The sequence below is a fragment of the Phenylobacterium sp. RIFCSPHIGHO2_01_FULL_69_31 genome, from assembly GCF_001824475.1.
Taxonomy (GTDB): Bacteria; Pseudomonadota; Alphaproteobacteria; order Caulobacterales; family Caulobacteraceae; genus Phenylobacterium.
The window spans coordinates 115,905-133,401 of sequence record NZ_MHXN01000028.1; the positions used below are offsets into that span (position 1 = coordinate 115,905).

Consider the following 17,497-nt stretch of genomic DNA (forward strand, 5'->3'; position numbering starts at 1 on the left):
ATCCCCCATCTTTCGCCATGCCGCGGGAAGAGAGACGCGCGTTCAGCCCGCGATAATTGAGGAGGAGATCCCTTGGCGCCTTCCGGGCCGTCCAGGAAAGCTGCGGACGACGGCGCGCTGGTCCAGGCCTTCTTCGAGAAGCGCGAGAGCCTTCTGCTGTTCCTCGCCTCGCGAACGCGCTGCATGGCCACCGCCGAAGACCTGATCCAGGATCTCTACCTGAAGCTCGCCGCCATGGACGCCGGGACCGACGTTCGCGCCCCCTCGGCCCTGCTCTATCGCATGGCCGCCAACCTCATGATCGACCATGTGCGTAGCACCCAGCGCTCGTCGCGGCGCGCCGGCCAATGGCGGATGGAGACGCGCGCCCTGCTCTCGGGCGAGGACATCGTGGACGAACCTGCCGCGGACGAGGTCGTGGTCGCCAAGGAACGGGTCCGCCAGCTGGCCGAGGCCGTGGCCGCCCTGCCGCCGCAGATGGGTCGGGCGTTCCGGCTCCATAAGCTCGAGGGGATGAGCCAGGCTGAGACCGCCCAGGCGATGGGCGTTTCGGTCAAGATGATCGAGCAGCATATCCAGGCGGCGATCCGCAACCTCTCGCAAAGGCTGCGGACATGACCGGCAGAGAATTTTCCGGCACGCCTAGGGGCGCGGCCGAGCGGCGCCGTCTCATCGGCTGTCCAGCGCCGTTCGCGTGGATTTGATGGACGGGCCGATGAGCAGCATGGCGACGCAGGAGGAACGGGCGATGGCCGATGCCGCCGCTTGGCTCGCGCGCCTGCAACGCGCCGACGTCAGCGAGCGCGACGGCCTCGAGTTCGAGGCCTGGCTCGCCGCCGCGCCAGCCCACAAGACGGCCTACCGGCGGACGCTGGCGATGTGGCACGAGTTCGAGAGCTGCACCGACGAGGTCCTGACCGAACTGACGACCCAGGCGCGTCACGAAACGCTCCGGCGGACGCCGACCCGGCGCGGATGGATGGTTGGGGCCGGCGGCGCGGCCCTAGCCGCGGCTCTCGCCGTGGCTGTCGTGCCGGGCCTCGTGACCGAACCCGCCGCCCAGACCTTCGCCACCGGCAAGGGCGAACGGCGCAAGATCACGCTCGCCGACGGTTCGATGATCGATCTCAACGCCGAGACGAGCCTCAGCGTGCGGCTGACCCGATCGGCGCGCGAGGTGACCCTCGCGGACGGCCAAGCCATCTTCGACGTGACCCACGATCCCGCACGGCCGTTCACCGTGGCGGCTGCGGGCCGTATCGTCCGCGTCGTCGGCACCCGGTTCGACGTCCGCAGCCGGCAGGGCGAGCTGGCCGTCACCGTGGCGGGTGGCAAGGTCCGGGTGGCTCCGGCGACCTCGACGGCGCCGGGTCGCGCCTTCCTGCTCACACCGGGGCAGCGGCTCGAGGTGGACCGCGCCGGCGTGGAACAGCTGAAGGCCGTCGATCCCGAGGAAACCCTGGGCTGGCGCATCGGCCGTCTCGTCTATCGGGGCGAACCCCTGGCGAACGTCGTCGCCGACCTAAACCGCCAGTTCGAGCACCAGATCGAGATCTCGGACCCCGAGCTGGGCAAGATGCCCATCACCGGGGTCATCGTCGTCGACGATCAGGCGGCGGTCATGGCGCGCCTGACCTTGATGCTGCCCATAAGATCGGTGCCGTCCCAGCGGGGCCTGCTGCTTCTTCGCAAGTAAGGTCAGGGGCTCAAGGGGACGCTGAGCGTCGCCGAGCCCATGCTTTCACCCGCGATGAGAATTTTTTTAGGGTCGACCTAGGGATGGTGGCGCGGCGTGACGTCTCCCCCGCGACCTACGGCTTTCTGGAGAAGCAAGGTCGGAAAATCGCGCCGTGACCCGGCGCAACAGTCAGATGCGGCGCGCGTTCCGAGCCCACGGTCGCGCCGGGTAAGACTGAGCGCGGCCCTGGCGGGAGAGCGTCCAGGGCCGCGCCTCTCCATGCGTCACAATGTGGATTTGGCCGGAACAGCCAAGGATGTTAACGTGTCCTTGTTGTCGCGGCCGGCTCGGGCCGCGCGCAAAGGCGCGTGCTGGTTCTCCAGTCCGGTTTCGCGCACGAGACCACCGCCCCGGCCTGAGGACGTCACACCTCGGTCGGGGCTTCTTGTTTCTGCTCCCAAGGGTGACGTCGAGCGGCTCACGCCCCTTCCGACGATCGGCAGAATGACGCCCCTGCCGATGCGATGAGCCCAGTTGTGTAGGTCACAGGCGCTCCGCTGAAGGATCTCTCTGGCGTCCGGATGCGCGTGCGCCAATCTCGCGCGTCAGTGCGACAGCGACGGAAGACCTCGGTTCACAAGGAACGAGATGGCGGTGAGAGAGGGATTCGAACCCTCGATAGAGTTTCCCCTATACACGCGTTCCAGGCGTGCGCCTTCAACCACTCGGCCACCTCACCACACGCCGCGCGGGGGAGTGGGGCCCCGGCGGAAGGCGGGCATATACCGTCAGGAGGTCTTCCGGGGCAAGCGGCGGTTCATCGCCTGTCGCAGGCGGGCCGGATCGAACAGCGACAGGCCCTGGGCCACGACCAGGCGGGCTTCGAGCCGCCGGGAGTCGGCGCGCCAGCGGGCGAGGCCGCGGGCAGCGTCAGGGCGGCCCCCGCGGACTGCCGCCTGGAGGTCCCGGAGCGTCCGGTCGGCCCCGCGCAAACGGGCGATCTCGGCGGGCTGGCCGACATAGCGCTCGTCGATCAGGAACAGCCGGGCGCGCGCGGCGGCGATCATCAGCACGGCGGTCGGTCGGTCGCCCGCGGCAAGCGCGGCTTCGGCGCTGGCCACCGCGCGGCGGGCGTCGTCCAGCAGCCGGCCGGGGGACATGGGCTCGCTGGGCGTGGCCGGGCAGGCCGCCGGATCCAGCGCCTGGACATAGTCGGCTAAGCCCTGCAGCACAGCGCCGGGCGGCTCGCGGCCGTCGAACTCCTCGACCACGAGCCCCCGGATGAAGGCCGGCAGGTCGCCGGCTGTGATCTTCAGCGCCGAGCGTGGGCCCGAAAGGTCAGGGATGGGCCTGGGGTCGTGGACGCCGTTCCCGCGGCGGCTGGAGAACAGGGAAAGGGTCACATCGGCGGTGCCGGGCTCGCCCGAGGCGCCGGGGAACTGGAAGTCGGGATTGTCGCGGCCGGCGCGGTGGCAGCTCTCGCACGACAGGCCGGCGCGCGCCGCCTGACCGCCCAGCAGCAGCGGCGTACGGAACGCCGCGCGGCCGATTTCCACCGACCGCGCCGAGGCCGGGTCGGTCGGGACCTTCAGGCATTCGGTCGGCTGGGTGGCGAAGACACGCACAGGGTCGGTCGTCGGCGGAACCCACGACAGGGCCTGCAGCGGTGGGCGGGAATCGGCGGCCAGCGCCGTCGCCGCGCCGGTGAATGCGATCGCGAGCCCTAGAGCCCGGGCTCGCCGCCGGCGTCGATCCAACGGCGCAACTCCTCGGCCTCGGCGCAGCCATACGCGCAGATGCGGTCCAGGGCCGCCAGCATCAGGCGCGCGCCGGCGACATCGCCCCGCTCCACCTTCAGCTCGCCATAGTATTCGGTGGCGCCGCGATGAGCCGGGGCGATGGCGAGCGCCTGCCGGTAGTAGCCCTCGGCCCGGTCGAACCGGCCCTTCTTGCGCCAGGCATAGCCCTGGTATGTCAGGATGTCGGGGTGCGGGCCGAAGGCGGCCCGGGCCGCGTCCAGCGAGGCCAGGGCCTCGTCGTAGCGCTTCTCGTTGATCAGGCCGACAGCCTGGACGTAGGCCCGGTCCCCGGCGGCGGCGAACAGCAGGGAGCCGCCCTCCAGCGCCGCGCTGGGCTGGCCCGCGGCGGTTCCGCCCGCCAACGCCTTCTCGACCTCCGCGGTGAGCGATTGAAGCGCCGCCGCATCGCAGCCGGCGCCGCAATCGGCGGCCTTGGCCCTCAGCCAGGCGAGTTGCTCCTGCGCCTTGGGATCCTTGAGGTTGGCCAGCGCCATGCCGAGGCCGGCGCGGCTGGGCAGGTCGTCGGGCGACAGCTTGACCGCCCGTTCGTAGGCTTTGCGCGCCCCCTTCCAGTTCTGGGCGCCCGCCTGGGCCACGCCGAGCAGCCGCCAGCCGTCGACATTGGTGGGCGCGGCGTCGGTCACCCGCTGGGCGGCGCGGGCGGCGGCCTTGTAGTCCTTGGCCTGGATCGAGGCGACGGCCTTGGCGTACTCCTCTGCCGGGTCGTAGGCGGGGGCCGAGGCCGAGGGCATGGCCATTCCGGTCCCGCCGCCGCTGCCGGCCGCGAGCGCTCCGGCGGTGGTCAGGCCGGCGAGCGCGCCGGCGAGCAGCATGATCCTGAGCGACCGCATCGCGCGTCCTCCTCCCAGGTCTGGTTTGCGTGTATGCCGGGCTATGTCGCCGCCGTTCAGGCGAGCTTGGCAAGGTGCAAAACGGCGTTCGGCGCCCTATCTGGTCGCCCACCGACCCTGCGGAGACGCGCATGCTCTTCAAGAAGCCCATGGATCTGCCGACGGCCGAGACCGCCCTGCCGGGACGCGCCCACGCGATTCCCACGGCCGGCACGCACTTCGTGAACGGCCGGGACCTGAAGGGACCGTATCCCGAGGGCCTGGAGAGCGCCTACTTCGCCATGGGCTGCTTCTGGGGCGTGGAGCGGGTCTTCTGGCAAATCCCTGGCGTTCACGTGACCGCGGTGGGCTACCAGCAGGGGATAACGCCCAATCCCACCTACGAGGAAGTCTGCTCGGGCCGCACCGGCCACGCGGAGTCGGTGCTGGTTGTCTACGACCCGCGGGCCGTGAGCTATGCGGCCCTGCTGAAGGTTTTCTGGGAAAACCACGACCCGACCCAGGGCATGCGCCAGGGGAACGACGTGGGCACGCAGTATCGCTCCGGCATCTACGTCACCAACGACGCCCAGGCGGCTGAGGCCGAAGCCTCGCGCGAGGCCTACCAGGCGGCCCTGTCGAGCGGCGGGCTCGGCCGGATCACGTCCGAGATCGCGCCGGCGGGGCCGTTCTATTTCGCCGAGGACTACCACCAGCAGTACTTGGCCAAGAACCCGAACGGCTACTGCGGCATCGGCGGCACCGGGGTCTCGTGCCCAGTCGGTGTCGGCGTCGGCGCCTAGAGCCGGCGACGATGACGCGGGAGGAGGTCCAGGCCTGTGCGATGGCCCTGCCGGCGGCGACGCATGTGGTCCAGTGGGGCGGGTCCGACGTCTACAAGGTAGGCGGCAAGGTCTTTGCCATCTGCGGCCTCCGCGGCGGGCTGTCGTTCAAGGTCTCGCCGATCGGGTTCGAGGTGCTCACCCGCGGCGGGCCGGCGCGCCAGGCGCCCTACCTGGCCAAGGGGCATTGGGTGATCGTGGATCTGGAGGATCTGGAGCCGTCCGACGCGATCGGCTGGATCGAGACCGCCCACAGCCTGATCGCGGCAAAGCTCACGAAGGCGACGCGGGCGGAGCTGGGGCTTTAGTTTCCAGCAGCTGGCGGAATTCGTGGATGGCGACGGCTGCGGGCGAACTGCGCTGGCGCCAGAATAGCAGGGCCACTGCGCCCAGGGTGGCGGCCATGAACGACCAGGGACCGAATAGCCAGGCCGCGGCCGCCAGGGCGAAGTAGTAGCCTCGGACGCCTGAGTTGAACGAGCCCAGCGCCGGATTCAGCAGCCGCGCCAGGAGCACGCCGTAGGTGGAGCGCTGGTCCTCGGCCAGCGGCTCCGGCGTCGCGCCCACTGCGGCGAGGCAGTAGTTGAGCTGGCGGATCGACCAGATGAAGTCCAGCAGCCCGCGGGCCAGGGCGACTACCACCAGGGCCAACTGCACCTCGAAGAGCAGCCGCGTCGAGGTCTTCACCACTTCCAGCGCCGAGACCGAGCGAAAGGTGGAATCGCCTCCGAACAGCGCGCCCGCCGCGGCGGCGATCAGCAGCAGGTTGGACGAGGCGAAGAACGACGCCGAGTTGAGGGCGTGGCCCAGCAGCTGGCCGTCCATCAGGCGCACCTCGCGCCCGGTCATCTGGGTCATCCAGGCCGTGCGGATGACGGTCATGTCGGTGTTGAGGACGCCGCCCCGCCGCTTGCCGAACATCGTCAGCAGGGGCTCGTAGAAGAACCAGGCCAGGGCGAACACGCCGAGGGCGATGATGTCCAGAAGGTCCATGTCAGTCCTCGAGGATCAGACTGTGCTTCCGGTTGTCGGGCAGCAGGAAGATCATGAGGAACGCCACCGCCATCCCCAAGGCGACATAGACGTAGAACCCGCTTTCGACCCCTGCCCGCTTGAAGGCGAGCGCGATCGGCTCGGCCGTGCCGCCGAAAATGGCGGTGCCCATGCCATAGGGCAGGGCGACGCCCAGGGCGCGGACGTTGGCGGGGAACAGCTCGGCCTTCACCACCGCGCTGACGGCGTTGTAGCCCGACATCAGGAACACGAGGGTGGCGACAAGCGCGAAGGCGACGAACGGGGACTGGGTTCCGGCGATGGTCGACAGGGCCGGATAGGCCGCGAGGGCGCCGCCGCCGAACGCGATGAACAGGGTGGCCTTGCGCCCCCAGTGGTCGCTGAGCCAGCCGAAGAACGGCAGGGCGAAGAGATACACCACCAGGGCCGCGGCGGTGATGCCCGTCGCGGTGGGACCGGCGAAGCCTGCGGTGCCGGTCAGGAACTTCGGCATGTAGGTGGTGAAGGCGTAGAAGGCGAGCGAGCCGCCGGCGGTAAAGCCGAAGATGGTCAGGGTCTGCTTTGGATAGCGCATGAACAGCATCATCGTCCGCGCCCGCTCGGCGCCGGAGGCCTTGGAGACCTCGTAGGACTGGCTCTCGTCCATCCGGCTGCGGATCCAGAACACCACCACCGCCATGGCCGCGCCGATGAAGAACGGAATGCGCCAGCCCCAGCTTTCCAGGTCCTCCGGGGCCATCGTCGTCTGCAGCAGGCTGAGGATGCCCAGGGCGATGAGCTGGCCCATGACCATGGTCACGAACTGGAAGCTGGACCAGAAGCCGCGTCGGCGGCGGCCGGCCATCTCGGACAGGTAGGTGGCGCTGGCGCCGTACTCGCCCCCCACCGACAGGCCCTGAAGGATGCGCGCCACCACCAGCAGGATCGGGGCGGCCACCCCGATGGTCTCGTAGCTGGGCAGGACCGCGATAATGAGCGAGCCGCCGCACATCAGGCTGACCGCGGCCGTCAGGGCGGTCTTGCGGCCGGCGTGGTCGGCATAGAGGCCCATCAGCCAGGCGCCCAGCGGACGGGCGAAAAAGCCCACGGCAAACACGGCCATGGTCTTCAGAAGACCGGCGAGGTCGTCGTCGCCCGGGAAGAAGTGGTTGGAAAAATAGACCGCGAACGCCGAATAGACGAACCAGTCGTACCACTCGACCAGGTTGCCGGCAGAGCCGCCGAGGATGGCCCTGAAGCGCTGGGCGGCCGTAAGGCCTGGGACCGTGATCCCGGGCGGAATCTGGGCTTCGGCCCCGGTCTCCGTCGCGGTCATGCAGTCTCCCCCAGCTCGACTTTTGAGGCCGATGCTAGGGGTAGCCGCGGACTACGCCAACGTCAGATCCGTCCCATCACCACGAGGATGATGACGATCACGAGGACCAGGCCCAGGCCGCCGCTCGGGAAGTAGCCCCAGCTGCGCGAATAGCCCCACGAGGGCAGCGCGCCCAGCAGGAGCAGGATCAGTATGATGATCAGAATGGTCCCTAGGGACATGGCGCTCTCCTCCGGTCCCCCGACCTCGACCGCACCGAACGCGAATGGTGAAGGTCGGGTTCCCCGGAGGGCGGACCGCTAGTCCGCCGCGTCGGCCGTGTGCAGGCGATGCTCGCGGTCGGTGGACTGCAAGGCGTACATCATCCCGATCCACCCGCCCTTCACACGGGGCAGCGCCAGGAGCGTCAGCACGGTCAGGGCGCCCAGGATGATCGGCAGGGAGTAGAGCGGCGAGGATTCCCAGACGACGGGGAAGAACAGCATCGGGGCGACGATCAAGTGGCCCACCAGCAGGATCGTCAGATAGGCCGGGCCGTCGTCGGCCGGGTAGCGGGCGAGATCATGGCCGCAGGCCTCGCAAGCCGGCTGGACCTTCAGGTAGCGACCGAATAGGCGGCCCTTGCCGCAGCACGGGCAGTGCTGCGACAGGCCCCGACCGATCGAGCGGAACAGCGGGTGATGGAATTCGGCCATGGCGCCCCATATGCGCCTCCGCCGACCGAGGGGGAAGGCCCGGGGGCCTTCCGTCGCACCCGTTCTACTTCTTGGCGTCCTCGGCCGCGCCGGTCACCGCACGGCCGGCGGCGGAGGCGTCCTTGCCGATCCCGGAGACGGTGTTGCAGGCCGATACCAGGAGGGCGGCGGCGGCGGCGGTCAGAACGATCAGCTTGCGCATGGGAAGAACCCCTCTCGAAGATGAGCCTTAGGTCTCTTGCGCCGCCTATCTAGTCAAGCTTGCGGCGGGATTGCGGCGTCGCGGGCCAGGCGGCCGAGCCGGGCCTCCATCCGCCGCACGTGACTGCCGGGCCAGTAGCTGCGGCCGCAGGCCGGGCAGATGCGAAACGGGCGGCCTCTTTCCGGCGCTGCGCCGGGCATCGCGGCGACCTCCTCGTCCCCGGCGTCGCGGAGGTGCGCATTGTCCATGACGCAGCGGGTGAACGGCGCGAACTCCCAGTCGAGCACCACCTCGCGCGAAAGATGGTGCGCCTCGGCGTCGACCCCGAAGCCGCGGATCAGCACCGACTCGTGGGCCGCGGCGGCCAGCCGCTTGTCCCGCGTCAGCAGGATCCGGCCCTCTCGGCGCGCCGTCTTGATGAGATCGGAATCGGGTTCCCCGTCCGAGGCCAGATAGGTGTCGTAGCCCGCCGCGCGCAGCAGGCGCGCCAACCGAACGAGCATCTCGTCGCAAAGAAAGCGCATATCGGTGAAATCCGTGTGCACCGGCGCCGTTCCGTCATTGCGCTGCAACATGATTTCGTAGAATGGATTTTGCATTGCGAAGAGCGGCCAGCTCCCCCTGGCTCATCTTGGAGCAGAGTGATGATTGAGTTGCGTACCTTCCCGGGCCTCTTCGTGGGCCGTCGCACCCTTGTGCAGGCCGACGAGGCTCCCCGCGACCAGCAGGGTTCCGCCTATGCCTGCGGTGCCTGCCGCCAGGAGCTGGCCCGTGTCGACCGCTCGTTCTTCAACGACGTGGTGGTCAAGTGCCGCTGCGGGGAATTCAACCAGCTCTAGGCTGACGGCGGGGCCGCAGCCCCGCCTCCGCGCCCCGCGTCAGGCGGGCTGGGTCTCGCCGACGAGCGGGCTTGGCTTGTTCTCGCGGATCCAGCGCTTCTCGTCCTCGCTGTTGGGCAAGGGCGGACGGATGCCCTGGATGGACCACAGTTCGAACGACGTCTCGTCGATGTGGAACTCCCAGTCGAAACCGCGATCCCGGATGTACGGCGCCAGCGCCTCGTCGCACTCGCCGATCCACCATGTCCGCGCCTCGGCCGAGGGTAGGGTGCGGGCGATGTGGTCGACCCAGATGCGGACGAACTTCGTGGCCGGCTCGCCGCCGACGAAGAACGAGTCCGGGGCGACCTCCTGGAACACGACGCCGACGTAGAATTTCGGCAGGCGGCTGTAGAGCGCCGTGATGCGCTGGGACAGCTCGCGCTTGTCGTCGGCCGAGAAGGCTCCCACCGGGTGATAGATTTTCCAGAGCGGCATCGATCGGCTCCCTGCGCCGTTGACATCAATGATGATGATCATCATTGTTGCTGGATCGAAGCGCGTCAAGCGGCAGGATCGGGATGAAGATCAGCAAGGCCCAGGCCCAGGAGAACCGGCAGCGGGTGGTGGAGGTGGCGTCGGAGCTCTTCCGCGCGCGCGGCTTCGACGAGGTTCCGGTCGGGGACCTGATGAAGGCCGCCGGGTTCACGCACGGCGGCTTCTACAACCACTTCGCCTCGAAGCAGGACCTGGCCGCCGAGGCGCTGGAGAACGCCTGGGCGCAGATGGCGGCGGAACGGGCGCGGGCGGACGGCGTCGCAGGCCTCCTGCCGCACTACCTTTCCCGGGCGGCGCGCAACGCGCCGGGCAAGAGCTGTCCCGCGGCCGCCCTGGCCGGCGATATCGGCCGCCAGCCGGACGCCTTGAGGGGCGTGTTCGCCGAGGGCCTGGAGGGAATGATCGCGTCGGTCGAGGCGGGCCTCGAGGGCGAAGGCCCTGCCCGGCGTGCACTCGCGGTGGCCCTGGTCGCCCGGATGGTCGGCGCCCTGATGCTGTCGCGCGCCGTGCCGGACGACCATCCGCTGGCGAACGAGATGCTGGACGCCAATCTGCGCGCCGCCCTGGCCGAGGTTGTCGGCGGCGACGACGCGGGGGCATGATCGCCGCCTGAGGTCTGGCGGCGGGGTGGCGCGTGGGTTTTCTTGCAGCGGTTCGGCTTGTCGCGCACGCCGCGGCGGCGCTGGCCCTGGCCGTCATCGTGCCGGCCGCTTCCGCCGAGACACTGCATGTCCGCGCCGGCCGGCTCATCGACCCCGTGCGCGGCGAGGCCGTGGGCGAGCGGCTGATCACGATCGTGGACGGCCGGATCACATCCGTCACGCCCTGGACGCACCCACCCAGGGACGGACGGGTTCTCGACTGGTCGCGCTACACGGTGTTGCCCGGCCTGATCGACATGCACACCCACGTGGCGGACGGGTTCGGTCAGACGGACGATCCGGCCGAGGCGCTGAAGCATTCCGAGGCTGAAACGATCCTCAAGGGCGCCGAGGCCGCCCGCATCATGCTGCGGGCCGGGTTCACCACCGTGCGGGACGTAGGCGCTTATCGTGGCCTGACCGATGTCGCCCTTCGCGATGCGATCGCGGCGGGCCAGGTGGAAGGGCCGCGGATGATCGTGGCGGGCGCTTACATCACCAAGCCCGGAGGTGGCGGGGCGGTGACGGGCGCGCCGGCCGGCGTCGAGATCCCCGTGGCCTTTCGCCTCGGCGAGGCGCGGGGGCCGGACGAAGCGCGCCGGCGGGCGCGATACCTGATCGGCCAGGGCGCCGACTTCATCAAGGTGATCGCCACCGGCGCCGTGCTGGCCGTCGGCAGCGAGCCGGGCGCCCTGGAACTGAGCGAGGTGGAAATCGCCGCGGTCTGCGACGAGGCTCGAGCGCTTGGCCGCTATTGCATCGCCCACGCCCACGGGGCGGAAGGGATAAAGGCTGCGATCCGAGCCGGCGCCCGCACCATCGAGCACGCCAGCCTGGTCGACGACGAGGGGATCGCCCTGGCGAGGGCGCGAGGCGTCTGGTTGGACATGGACATCTACAACGGTGACTGGATCGAGGAGGTCGGGACCCGCGAGGGGTGGCCGGCCGAGTACCTGCGCAAGAACCGCGAAACGACGGACGCACAGCGCGAAGGCTTCCGCAGGGCGGTCAGCGCCGGGGTGAAGCTGACGTTCGGCACCGATGCGGCCGTCTATCCCTATGGCCTGGGTGCAAGGCAATTTGCCTACATGGTCCGCTACGGCATGAGCTCGGCCCAGGCGATCCGGTCCGCCACCACCGAGGCGGCCGCCGCGCTGGGGTTGGAGCGCGAGCTCGGCCAGGCCGCGCCGGGTTTCGCGGGCGACCTCATCGCGGTTTCGGGCGACCCGTTGGCGGACGTCTCCACCCTGACGCAGGTCCAAGGGGTCGTGAAGGCGGGGCGTCTCGTCGGGCGCTGAAGGCCTCAGGCGGCCTTCTTGCGCTTCGGGATCAGGTGGACGACGCCGACGATGATCGCGCCCACGATCAGGCCCACCACCGCCGAGGCCAGGGCATAGGCGAGCCAGCCCGTGACCGCGCCGACGCCCGGAACCTGCGCCGCCCATTCGGACGCCGCGTGGGCCAGGTGCGGGATCTGCGGCAGGTGGAAGTGCTCCAGCCCGTGGATGACGATGCCGCCGCCGACCCACAGCATCGCGGCGGTGCCCACCTTGGTCAGGACGTCCAGGATCACCGGCATCGCCTTCACCAGTCCGCGGCCCAGCGCCTGGCTCGACGGGCGGCGGCGCTGGCTCATGTGCAGGCCGATGTCATCCATCTTCACGATCAGGGCGACGACGCCATAGACCCCGATCGTGATCCCCAGGCCCACCAGGGCCAGGGCCGCGGCCTGGATCATCAGCGGCCGCTCCGTGACGTCGTTCAGCGCGATGGCCATGATCTCGGCCGACAGGATCAGATCGGTGCGGATGGCGCCGGAGACCTTCTCCTTCTCGAGCTCGGCGGAACTGAGCGCCAGCTCTTCAACCTTGTTGGCCCCCTCGTGATGCGTGACCGCCTCGATGATCTTCTCGGTCGCCTCGAAGCAGAGGAAGGCCGCGCCGACCATCAGGATCGGCGTCACGGCCCAGGGGGCGAAGGCGCTCAGAAGCAGGGCGCCGGGCAGCAGGAAGACGAACTTGTTGCGCAGGGAGCCCAGCGCGATCTTCCAGACGATGGGCAGCTCGCGGTCCGGCGTGAAGCCCACCGCGTATCCCGGGGTCACGGCCGCGTCGTCGATCACCACGCCCACGGCCTTGGTGCCGGCCTTGCTGGCGGCGCCGGCGACGTCGTCCAGCGAGGTGGCCGCGATCTTGGCGATCGCCGCGACGTCGTCGAGCAGCGCGACTAGGCCCGAAGCCATGGATGAACGTCCCTGTGTCTGAGCGTCCTGCCTACGGGCTGTCGCCGGTGACGTAAAGCGCGGGCCGCTGGCGAGACGGCTCGAACCCGGATAGGCCTTCGACGGCAACCGTTGGAGTACCCCATGCGCCTTTCCCGCCGCGATTTCGGACTGGGCCTGGCTGGCGCCGCTGTTGCGTCGAGCGCCACCGCGGCCGACGCCAGCGCCGAGCTGACCGCCTACCTGGACGCCCAGTTCGAGCAGGAGCTGGCGATGAGCCCTGAGCGCCTGACGCGGCTGGGTCGCAAGGCTGCCTACGACCAGCTTACCGATCGCAGCGACGCCGCCGCCGAGCGGGCCATTGGCTGGCGGCGCGCCAGCGTGGCGCAGATGAAGGCGAAGTTCGACCCGGCCCGCCTCTCGGAGGACGCCCGCACTTCCTACGACATCTGGGCGCTTGAGCTGGACCGCGCCGAGGCGGCGCATCGATGGCGCGGACACCGCTATGTGTTCGACCGCAGCGGTCCGCACACCAGCCTGCCCAACTTCATGATCAATCAGCACCGGGTGGAGACGCCCGCCGACATGGAGGCCTACATCGCCCGTGTCGCGGCCATCGGCCGGGCGCTGGACCAGTCGCTGGAGCGGGCCAAGGCCTCGGCTGCGGCCGGCGTTCGGATGCCACGCTTCTCCTACGACCAGTCGCTGGACGAGGTGCGCCGCATAACCACCGGAGCGCCCCTCACCACCGACGGCGACTCGGCGCTGTTCGCCGATGCGACGGCCAAGCTCGCCGGGCTGCGGACCGCGGGCAAGATCGACGCGGCGACCCAGGGCCGCATGCTGGGCGCTGTGACGGCCGCCATGACGGGCGAGATGAAGCCCGCATACGACCGTCTCGCGGCTTGGCTGGCGGCCGACCGCGCCAATGCGGCGGCCGATCCCAAGGGCGCAGGCGCCCTGCCGGACGGCGCGGCCTTCTACGCCGCCATGCTGCGCGACCAGACCACCACCGACATGACCGCGGATCAGATCCACCAACTCGGCCTCGATGAGGTGAAGCGCATCCGCGCCGAGATGGAGACCCTGAAGGCGAAGATCGGCTTTGCGGGATCGCTGGAGGACTTCTTCGTCTTCATGCGCACCGACAAGCGGTTCTTCCTGCCCAACGACGACGCGGGCCGCGCGCAGTACCTCAAGCTGGCCGAGGGCTACCTGGCCGGCATGAAGGCCAAGCTGCCGACCGTCTTCGGGCGGCTGCCCAAGTCGGACCTGGTGGTGAAGCGGGTGGAGAGCTTCCGCGAGGAGCCTGGCGGCGCGGCGCACTATTCCTCGGGCGCGCCCGATGGCTCACGGCCCGGCGTGTTCTATGTCCACCTGGCCGACACGGCGGCGACGCCGACCTTCGAACTGGAGGGCACGGCGTATCACGAGGGGTGGCCCGGACATCACATGCAGATCATGCTGGCTCAGGAGATGACCGGCCTGCCGGTGTTCCGCGGCCAGTACAACTACGGCGCCTACGTCGAGGGCTGGGGACTCTATTCGGAGCTGCTCGCCAAGGAGATGGGCTTCTACGTCGACCCCTACAGCGACTTCGGCCGGCTGGGCCGCGAGATCTGGCGCGCGATCCGGCTGGTGGTCGACACCGGCATTCACGCCAAGGGCTGGAGCGAGGCGCAGGCGGTGGCGTTCTACACCGCCAACTCGCCCCAGCCGCCGGGCAAGATCCGCTCCGAGATCCGCCGCTACTTCGTCAATCCCGGTCAGGCGACGTCCTACAAGGTCGGGGTGGTGAAGATCCTGGCGCTCAGGGCCCGGGCTCGGGAGGCGCTGGGGCCGAAGTTCGACATCCGCGCCTTCAACGACATGCTCGTCGGCGCAGGCGCCCTGCCGCTGCCGGTGCTGGAGGCGCGGACGGACCGCTGGATCGCCCGCCAGAAGGCTTAGGCCCACCGCGTCCGGCTCAGGGCAACGCGCGGTAGGTGAGGTTGTTGAACCGCGCCTCGCCACGCCCGGCCGCGAACAGCCCGGGCCGCAGGGCCATGAAGCCGCCGCGGACGTTATGGTGGTAGCCGGAGACCTCCATCTGGCGGTCGAACTTGGTCCAGGTCCGCCTGTCGGGACTGGTGTGGAAGGTGACGATGTGGCGGTCGTTGCGTATCCGAATCCGCATCCGCCGCCCGTTCGGGTTGGCGGGCCGGCCGCGCTCCAGGCCGTACTGGTGGGTGATGAAGGTGCGGGCGTCGAACGACAGGCCGCAGTAGAGCTGCTTGTCGTAGAACAGCAGGATCCCCGCCGTGCCGTCGGCCGGGATCTCCACGTCCACCTCGATCTCGTAGGCTTGGTCGCCCGCCACGAACGTCAGCGGCGGCGAGTCCTTGGGCGCGGTCCCGCGCGCCGTCAGGACCAGGCCGCGGTCGTACCGCACCCGATCGAGTTCCCCCGGCGCAGGATCGGCGAAGGCCCATTGGACGCCCAGCTTCGAGGTCGAAAAGTCGTCGGACAGCGCCAGGCCGTTGGGGCCGGCTTGGCCGCCCCGAGGCTTGCGGAGCGGCTTGGAAAGGTCGCCGCCATTCGCCTTGAACCATCCGTCGGACGTCCAGGTGATCGGGTCCAGCAAGCACTGGCGGCCCAGGGTCCAGTAGCCGTTCTCATAGCCGTGGTAGACCATCCACCAGTCGCCGGCCGGCCCCTCCACGAGCGTTGCGTGGCCGCGCGACCACCATTTCTCGTCCTTCGACGTGGTGCGCACGATGGGGTTGTGGGGGCAGTGCTCCCACGGCCCATGGATCGACTTCGAGCGGGCGGCGATGACCATGTGGCCGGTGGGCGGCCCCGCCGTGCCGCCGACGGCGGTGATCAGATAGAACCAGTCGCCCCGCCGCGTGATCTTGGGCCCCTCGGGCGCGAAGCCCTCCACGTCCCACTCCACCGGATAGCGCCAGGGATCGTATACGTGCTCCACCGGCCCGTCGGTGGCCATCCCATCGTCGGTGAGCCGCACCCGATCGCCGCCGGAGAGAAACAGGTAGCGCTTGCCGTCCTCGCCCACCGCGTGGCCGGGGTCGATGTGGTCGGGCAGGTTCAGGTCGACCGGCTCGCTCCAGGGGCCGCGGATGTCGTCGGCCCAGATCACGTAGGTGGAGCGGCGGTCCGGATAGCGGGCCGGGATGTAGATGTAGTAGCGGCCCTTGTGCTTGATCAGCTCGCAGGCCCAGACCGAGCCGATGGGGGTCTTCAGCGCGGCCGTGATCGGCGTCCAGTTCACCAGGTCCCGGGAATGCCAGATCACCACGCCGGGATAGGCCTCGAACGACGAGAAGGTCATGTAATAGTCGGCCCCGTCCTTCAGGATGGTCGGGTCCGGCCGGTCGCCGGCGACGATGGGATTCAGGAACGTCCCGTCGCCCAGGTCGGCCTGCCGCTGGCCTTCCACGCCGGGCTTCCAGGACAGCGGCGCGGCGAGCGCGGGCGATCCCGCCGCTGCCGCCATTGCGCCGAGCGTCCATCGGCGGGTGGGGACCTGCATGGTTTCAGAACCTGTCTCAAGGGCCGGCGCGCGGCGGACATTGTTGCTGAGCGTGAAGCCTTCCGCGGCGCATGTCGGGCGGGCCGGAATCGCACGTCGCGCCCGCGCCCGGTCCTCCTCCCCGGAAGGGCTCTTCGGCCCCTGCTACCGCTAACATTTCCGGCTCTGACACCGGTGTCAAGGCGCGGTTTCGCCCACGAAAAAGGGCGGCCGGGTCGCCCCGGCCGCCGCATTCTTAAGGAAGGGCCAGGCGCCTCAGGCGTCGACCAAGTTCTTTTCCATCGCCGCCGCCCGCATGGACTTCTGCAGCTTCTCGAAGGCGCGGACCTCGATCTGGCGCACCCGCTCGCGGCTGACGCCGTATTCCGAGGCGAGCTCTTCCAGGGTCGTCGGCTCGTCCTTCAGCCGGCGCTCGGTCAGGATGTGGCGCTCCCGGTCCGAGAGCTCCGTCATCGCCGCCTCGAGCAGGCTCATGCGGACGTTCATCTCCTGGGTGTCGGCCACGACCGATTCCTGGGAGGGCGTGTCGGTGTCGACCAGCCAGTCCTGCCACTCGCTCTCGCTGTCGGCGCGCATCGGCGAGTTCAGCGAGGCGTCGCCGCCCGCCAGCCGCCGGTTCATCGAGATGACTTCCTCGTCCAGCACGCCCAGCTTGGTGGCGATCTGGCTCACTTGGTCGGGGCGGAGGTCGCCTTCCTGCAAGGCCTCGATCTCGGACTTGGCCTTGCGCAGGTTGAAGAACAGCTTCTTCTGCGCGGCGGTCGTGCCCATCTTCACCAGCGACCAGGACCGCAGGATGTATTCCTGGATCGAGGCGCGGATCCACCACATGGCATAGGTCGCCAGGCGGAAGCCCTTGTCCGGGTCGAACTTCTTCACCGCCTGCATCAGGCCCACGTTGCCCTCGGAGATCACCTCGCCGATCGGCAGGCCGTAGCCGCGATAGCCCATGGCGATCTTCGCCACGAGGCGCAGGTGGCTGGTGACCATCTTGTGGGCCGCCTCGGCGTCCTGGTGCTCCTGCCAGCGCTTGGCCAGCATGAACTCCTCGTCCTTCGGCAGCATGGGGAACTTGCGAATTTCACTGAGGTACCGGCTGAGGCCGCCTTCCGGCGACATCACGGCGAGCGCGTTCACGGCCATGAAAAATCCCCTTTACTCTCCGGGACTTCGAGCTGCCGCGCGGCTCCGCGCTTCGACTTTCGTCGCCCCCTTATGACCTAGATAGGTATGCGGTGGCGCTTGCGAAAGACGCTGGGAGGACGGCTCGAATGTCCGACTTCTCTAGTGGGGCTTTCTACGCCCCGAGCGTGGCGCCAACAAGGCGCCGTTTCTCATACGTTCGATAGCGG

20 protein-coding genes and 1 tRNA gene are annotated in these 17,497 nt (G+C 69.3%); 8 read left to right on the forward strand and 13 right to left on the reverse strand.

Annotated features, from left to right (window positions below):
* The first annotated feature begins 72 nt into the window (after positions 1-72).
* Positions 73-618 (forward strand): RNA polymerase sigma factor, encoded by a 546-nt coding sequence (locus A2790_RS14710; RefSeq protein ID WP_293393107.1) that lies wholly within the window; start codon positions 73-75, stop codon positions 616-618.
* Between the two features lie 97 nt (positions 619-715).
* On the forward strand, positions 716-1,696 hold the full coding sequence (locus tag A2790_RS14715; RefSeq protein ID WP_293393109.1) for a FecR domain-containing protein: 981 nt from the start codon (positions 716-718) through the stop codon (positions 1,694-1,696).
* 631 nt (positions 1,697-2,327) lie between these two features.
* Here A2790_RS14715 and A2790_RS14720 read toward each other — a convergent pair.
* The 3 genes from A2790_RS14720 to A2790_RS14730 all read right to left on the reverse strand — a co-directional run bounded on the left by A2790_RS14720 (position 2,328) and on the right by A2790_RS14730 (position 4,328).
* Positions 2,328-2,417: transfer RNA gene (locus A2790_RS14720), tRNA-Ser, on the reverse strand.
* Positions 2,418-2,466: 49 nt separating this feature from the next.
* A complete protein-coding gene (locus A2790_RS14725) occupies positions 2,467-3,435 on the reverse strand; it encodes a hypothetical protein (protein WP_293393111.1) in 969 nt (322 codons plus the stop codon).
* Complete coding sequence (locus A2790_RS14730) at positions 3,402-4,328, reverse strand: tetratricopeptide repeat protein (RefSeq protein WP_293393113.1); 927 nt, start codon at positions 4,326-4,328, stop codon at positions 3,402-3,404. Before A2790_RS14730 ends, A2790_RS14725 begins: the two co-directional genes overlap by 34 nt.
* 131 nt (positions 4,329-4,459) lie before the next feature.
* On the opposite strand from A2790_RS14730, the gene msrA reads away from it, so the two are divergent.
* Together msrA and A2790_RS14740 are read left to right on the forward strand one after the other, a co-directional pair.
* The gene (msrA, locus tag A2790_RS14735) at positions 4,460-5,110 is read left to right on the forward strand and encodes a peptide-methionine (S)-S-oxide reductase MsrA (protein ID WP_293393115.1); all 651 of its coding nucleotides are present in this window, start codon (positions 4,460-4,462) and stop codon (positions 5,108-5,110) included.
* An 11-nt stretch (positions 5,111-5,121) separates the two neighbouring features.
* Entirely contained in the window at positions 5,122-5,457 is a 336-nt protein-coding gene (locus A2790_RS14740; protein ID WP_293393117.1) for an MmcQ/YjbR family DNA-binding protein, read from the forward strand.
* On the opposite strand, the gene A2790_RS14745 is transcribed toward A2790_RS14740, so the two are convergent.
* The 6 genes from A2790_RS14745 to A2790_RS14770 form a co-directional block, all read right to left on the reverse strand.
* Complete coding sequence (locus A2790_RS14745) at positions 5,423-6,142, reverse strand: DUF599 family protein (protein ID WP_293393119.1); 720 nt, start codon at positions 6,140-6,142, stop codon at positions 5,423-5,425. The genes A2790_RS14740 and A2790_RS14745 overlap by 35 nt on opposite strands.
* 1 nt (position 6,143) lies before the next feature.
* Complete coding sequence (locus A2790_RS14750; RefSeq protein ID WP_293393121.1) at positions 6,144-7,478, reverse strand: MFS transporter; 1,335 nt, start codon at positions 7,476-7,478, stop codon at positions 6,144-6,146.
* Positions 7,479-7,540: 62 nt separating this feature from the next.
* Positions 7,541-7,699 (reverse strand): DUF3309 family protein, encoded by a 159-nt coding sequence (locus tag A2790_RS14755; protein ID WP_082765605.1) that lies wholly within the window; start codon positions 7,697-7,699, stop codon positions 7,541-7,543.
* Between the two features lie 78 nt (positions 7,700-7,777).
* Positions 7,778-8,173 (reverse strand): DUF983 domain-containing protein, encoded by a 396-nt coding sequence (locus tag A2790_RS14760; protein WP_293393124.1) that lies wholly within the window; start codon positions 8,171-8,173, stop codon positions 7,778-7,780.
* Positions 8,174-8,237: 64 nt separating this feature from the next.
* Positions 8,238-8,375, reverse strand: a complete 138-nt coding sequence (locus A2790_RS14765; RefSeq protein WP_068877573.1) for an entericidin A/B family lipoprotein — start codon at positions 8,373-8,375, stop codon at positions 8,238-8,240.
* A 53-nt stretch (positions 8,376-8,428) separates the two neighbouring features.
* Complete coding sequence (locus A2790_RS14770) at positions 8,429-8,899, reverse strand: DUF5615 family PIN-like protein (protein WP_293393127.1); 471 nt, start codon at positions 8,897-8,899, stop codon at positions 8,429-8,431.
* Between the two features lie 120 nt (positions 8,900-9,019).
* Between A2790_RS14770 and A2790_RS14775 the strand changes: the two genes are divergently transcribed.
* Complete coding sequence (locus A2790_RS14775; protein ID WP_293393129.1) at positions 9,020-9,214, forward strand: hypothetical protein; 195 nt, start codon at positions 9,020-9,022, stop codon at positions 9,212-9,214.
* Between the two features lie 39 nt (positions 9,215-9,253).
* Here the strand turns inward: A2790_RS14775 and A2790_RS14780 are convergent, their stop codons facing one another.
* A complete protein-coding gene (locus tag A2790_RS14780; protein ID WP_293393131.1) occupies positions 9,254-9,691 on the reverse strand; it encodes a tautomerase family protein in 438 nt (145 codons plus the stop codon).
* A gap of 83 nt (positions 9,692-9,774) precedes the next feature.
* On the opposite strand from A2790_RS14780, the gene A2790_RS14785 reads away from it, so the two are divergent.
* Together A2790_RS14785 and A2790_RS14790 are read left to right on the forward strand one after the other, a co-directional pair.
* On the forward strand, positions 9,775-10,353 hold the full coding sequence (locus tag A2790_RS14785) for a TetR family transcriptional regulator (protein ID WP_293393133.1): 579 nt from the start codon (positions 9,775-9,777) through the stop codon (positions 10,351-10,353).
* A gap of 32 nt (positions 10,354-10,385) precedes the next feature.
* Positions 10,386-11,690, forward strand: coding sequence for an amidohydrolase family protein (locus A2790_RS14790; RefSeq protein ID WP_293393134.1), 1,305 nt, complete (start codon positions 10,386-10,388; stop codon positions 11,688-11,690).
* Positions 11,691-11,695: 5 nt separating this feature from the next.
* Here the strand turns inward: A2790_RS14790 and A2790_RS14795 are convergent, their stop codons facing one another.
* A complete protein-coding gene (locus A2790_RS14795; protein ID WP_293393136.1) occupies positions 11,696-12,634 on the reverse strand; it encodes a DUF808 domain-containing protein in 939 nt (312 codons plus the stop codon).
* A gap of 123 nt (positions 12,635-12,757) precedes the next feature.
* Here A2790_RS14795 and A2790_RS14800 point away from each other — a divergent pair, with 123 nt between their 5' ends.
* Entirely contained in the window at positions 12,758-14,563 is a 1,806-nt protein-coding gene (locus tag A2790_RS14800) for a DUF885 domain-containing protein (protein ID WP_293393138.1), read from the forward strand.
* Between the two features lie 16 nt (positions 14,564-14,579).
* On the opposite strand, the gene A2790_RS14805 is transcribed toward A2790_RS14800, so the two are convergent.
* The gene (locus tag A2790_RS14805; RefSeq protein ID WP_293393140.1) at positions 14,580-16,145 is read right to left on the reverse strand and encodes a family 43 glycosylhydrolase; all 1,566 of its coding nucleotides are present in this window, start codon (positions 16,143-16,145) and stop codon (positions 14,580-14,582) included.
* 255 nt (positions 16,146-16,400) lie between these two features.
* Positions 16,401-17,288, reverse strand: coding sequence for an RNA polymerase sigma factor RpoH (gene rpoH, locus A2790_RS14810; RefSeq protein ID WP_293393142.1), 888 nt, complete (start codon positions 17,286-17,288; stop codon positions 16,401-16,403).
* Positions 17,289-17,497 lie beyond the last annotated feature (209 nt).

Bases quoted from the DNA above. Each gene is read 5' to 3' on its own strand.
- A2790_RS14715 (WP_293393109.1), top strand. From the start codon at position 716: ATGAGCAGCATGGCGACGCAGGAGGAACGGGCGATGGCCGATGCCGCC.
- A2790_RS14730 (WP_293393113.1), bottom strand. From the start codon at position 4,328: ATGCGGTCGCTCAGGATCATGCTGCTCGCCGGCGCGCTCGCCGGCCTG.
- msrA (WP_293393115.1), top strand. From the start codon at position 4,460: ATGCTCTTCAAGAAGCCCATGGATCTGCCGACGGCCGAGACCGCCCTG.
- A2790_RS14740 (WP_293393117.1), top strand. From the start codon at position 5,122: ATGACGCGGGAGGAGGTCCAGGCCTGTGCGATGGCCCTGCCGGCGGCG.
- A2790_RS14745 (WP_293393119.1), bottom strand. From the start codon at position 6,142: ATGGACCTTCTGGACATCATCGCCCTCGGCGTGTTCGCCCTGGCCTGG.
- A2790_RS14750 (WP_293393121.1), bottom strand. From the start codon at position 7,478: ATGACCGCGACGGAGACCGGGGCCGAAGCCCAGATTCCGCCCGGGATC.
- A2790_RS14755 (WP_082765605.1), bottom strand. From the start codon at position 7,699: ATGTCCCTAGGGACCATTCTGATCATCATACTGATCCTGCTCCTGCTG.
- A2790_RS14760 (WP_293393124.1), bottom strand. From the start codon at position 8,173: ATGGCCGAATTCCATCACCCGCTGTTCCGCTCGATCGGTCGGGGCCTG.
- A2790_RS14765 (WP_068877573.1), bottom strand. From the start codon at position 8,375: ATGCGCAAGCTGATCGTTCTGACCGCCGCCGCCGCCGCCCTCCTGGTA.
- A2790_RS14770 (WP_293393127.1), bottom strand. From the start codon at position 8,899: ATGCGCTTTCTTTGCGACGAGATGCTCGTTCGGTTGGCGCGCCTGCTG.
- A2790_RS14775 (WP_293393129.1), top strand. From the start codon at position 9,020: ATGATTGAGTTGCGTACCTTCCCGGGCCTCTTCGTGGGCCGTCGCACC.
- A2790_RS14780 (WP_293393131.1), bottom strand. From the start codon at position 9,691: ATGCCGCTCTGGAAAATCTATCACCCGGTGGGAGCCTTCTCGGCCGAC.
- A2790_RS14785 (WP_293393133.1), top strand. From the start codon at position 9,775: ATGAAGATCAGCAAGGCCCAGGCCCAGGAGAACCGGCAGCGGGTGGTG.
- A2790_RS14795 (WP_293393136.1), bottom strand. From the start codon at position 12,634: ATGGCTTCGGGCCTAGTCGCGCTGCTCGACGACGTCGCGGCGATCGCC.
- A2790_RS14800 (WP_293393138.1), top strand. From the start codon at position 12,758: ATGCGCCTTTCCCGCCGCGATTTCGGACTGGGCCTGGCTGGCGCCGCT.
- A2790_RS14805 (WP_293393140.1), bottom strand. From the start codon at position 16,145: ATGCAGGTCCCCACCCGCCGATGGACGCTCGGCGCAATGGCGGCAGCG.
- rpoH (WP_293393142.1), bottom strand. From the start codon at position 17,288: ATGGCCGTGAACGCGCTCGCCGTGATGTCGCCGGAAGGCGGCCTCAGC.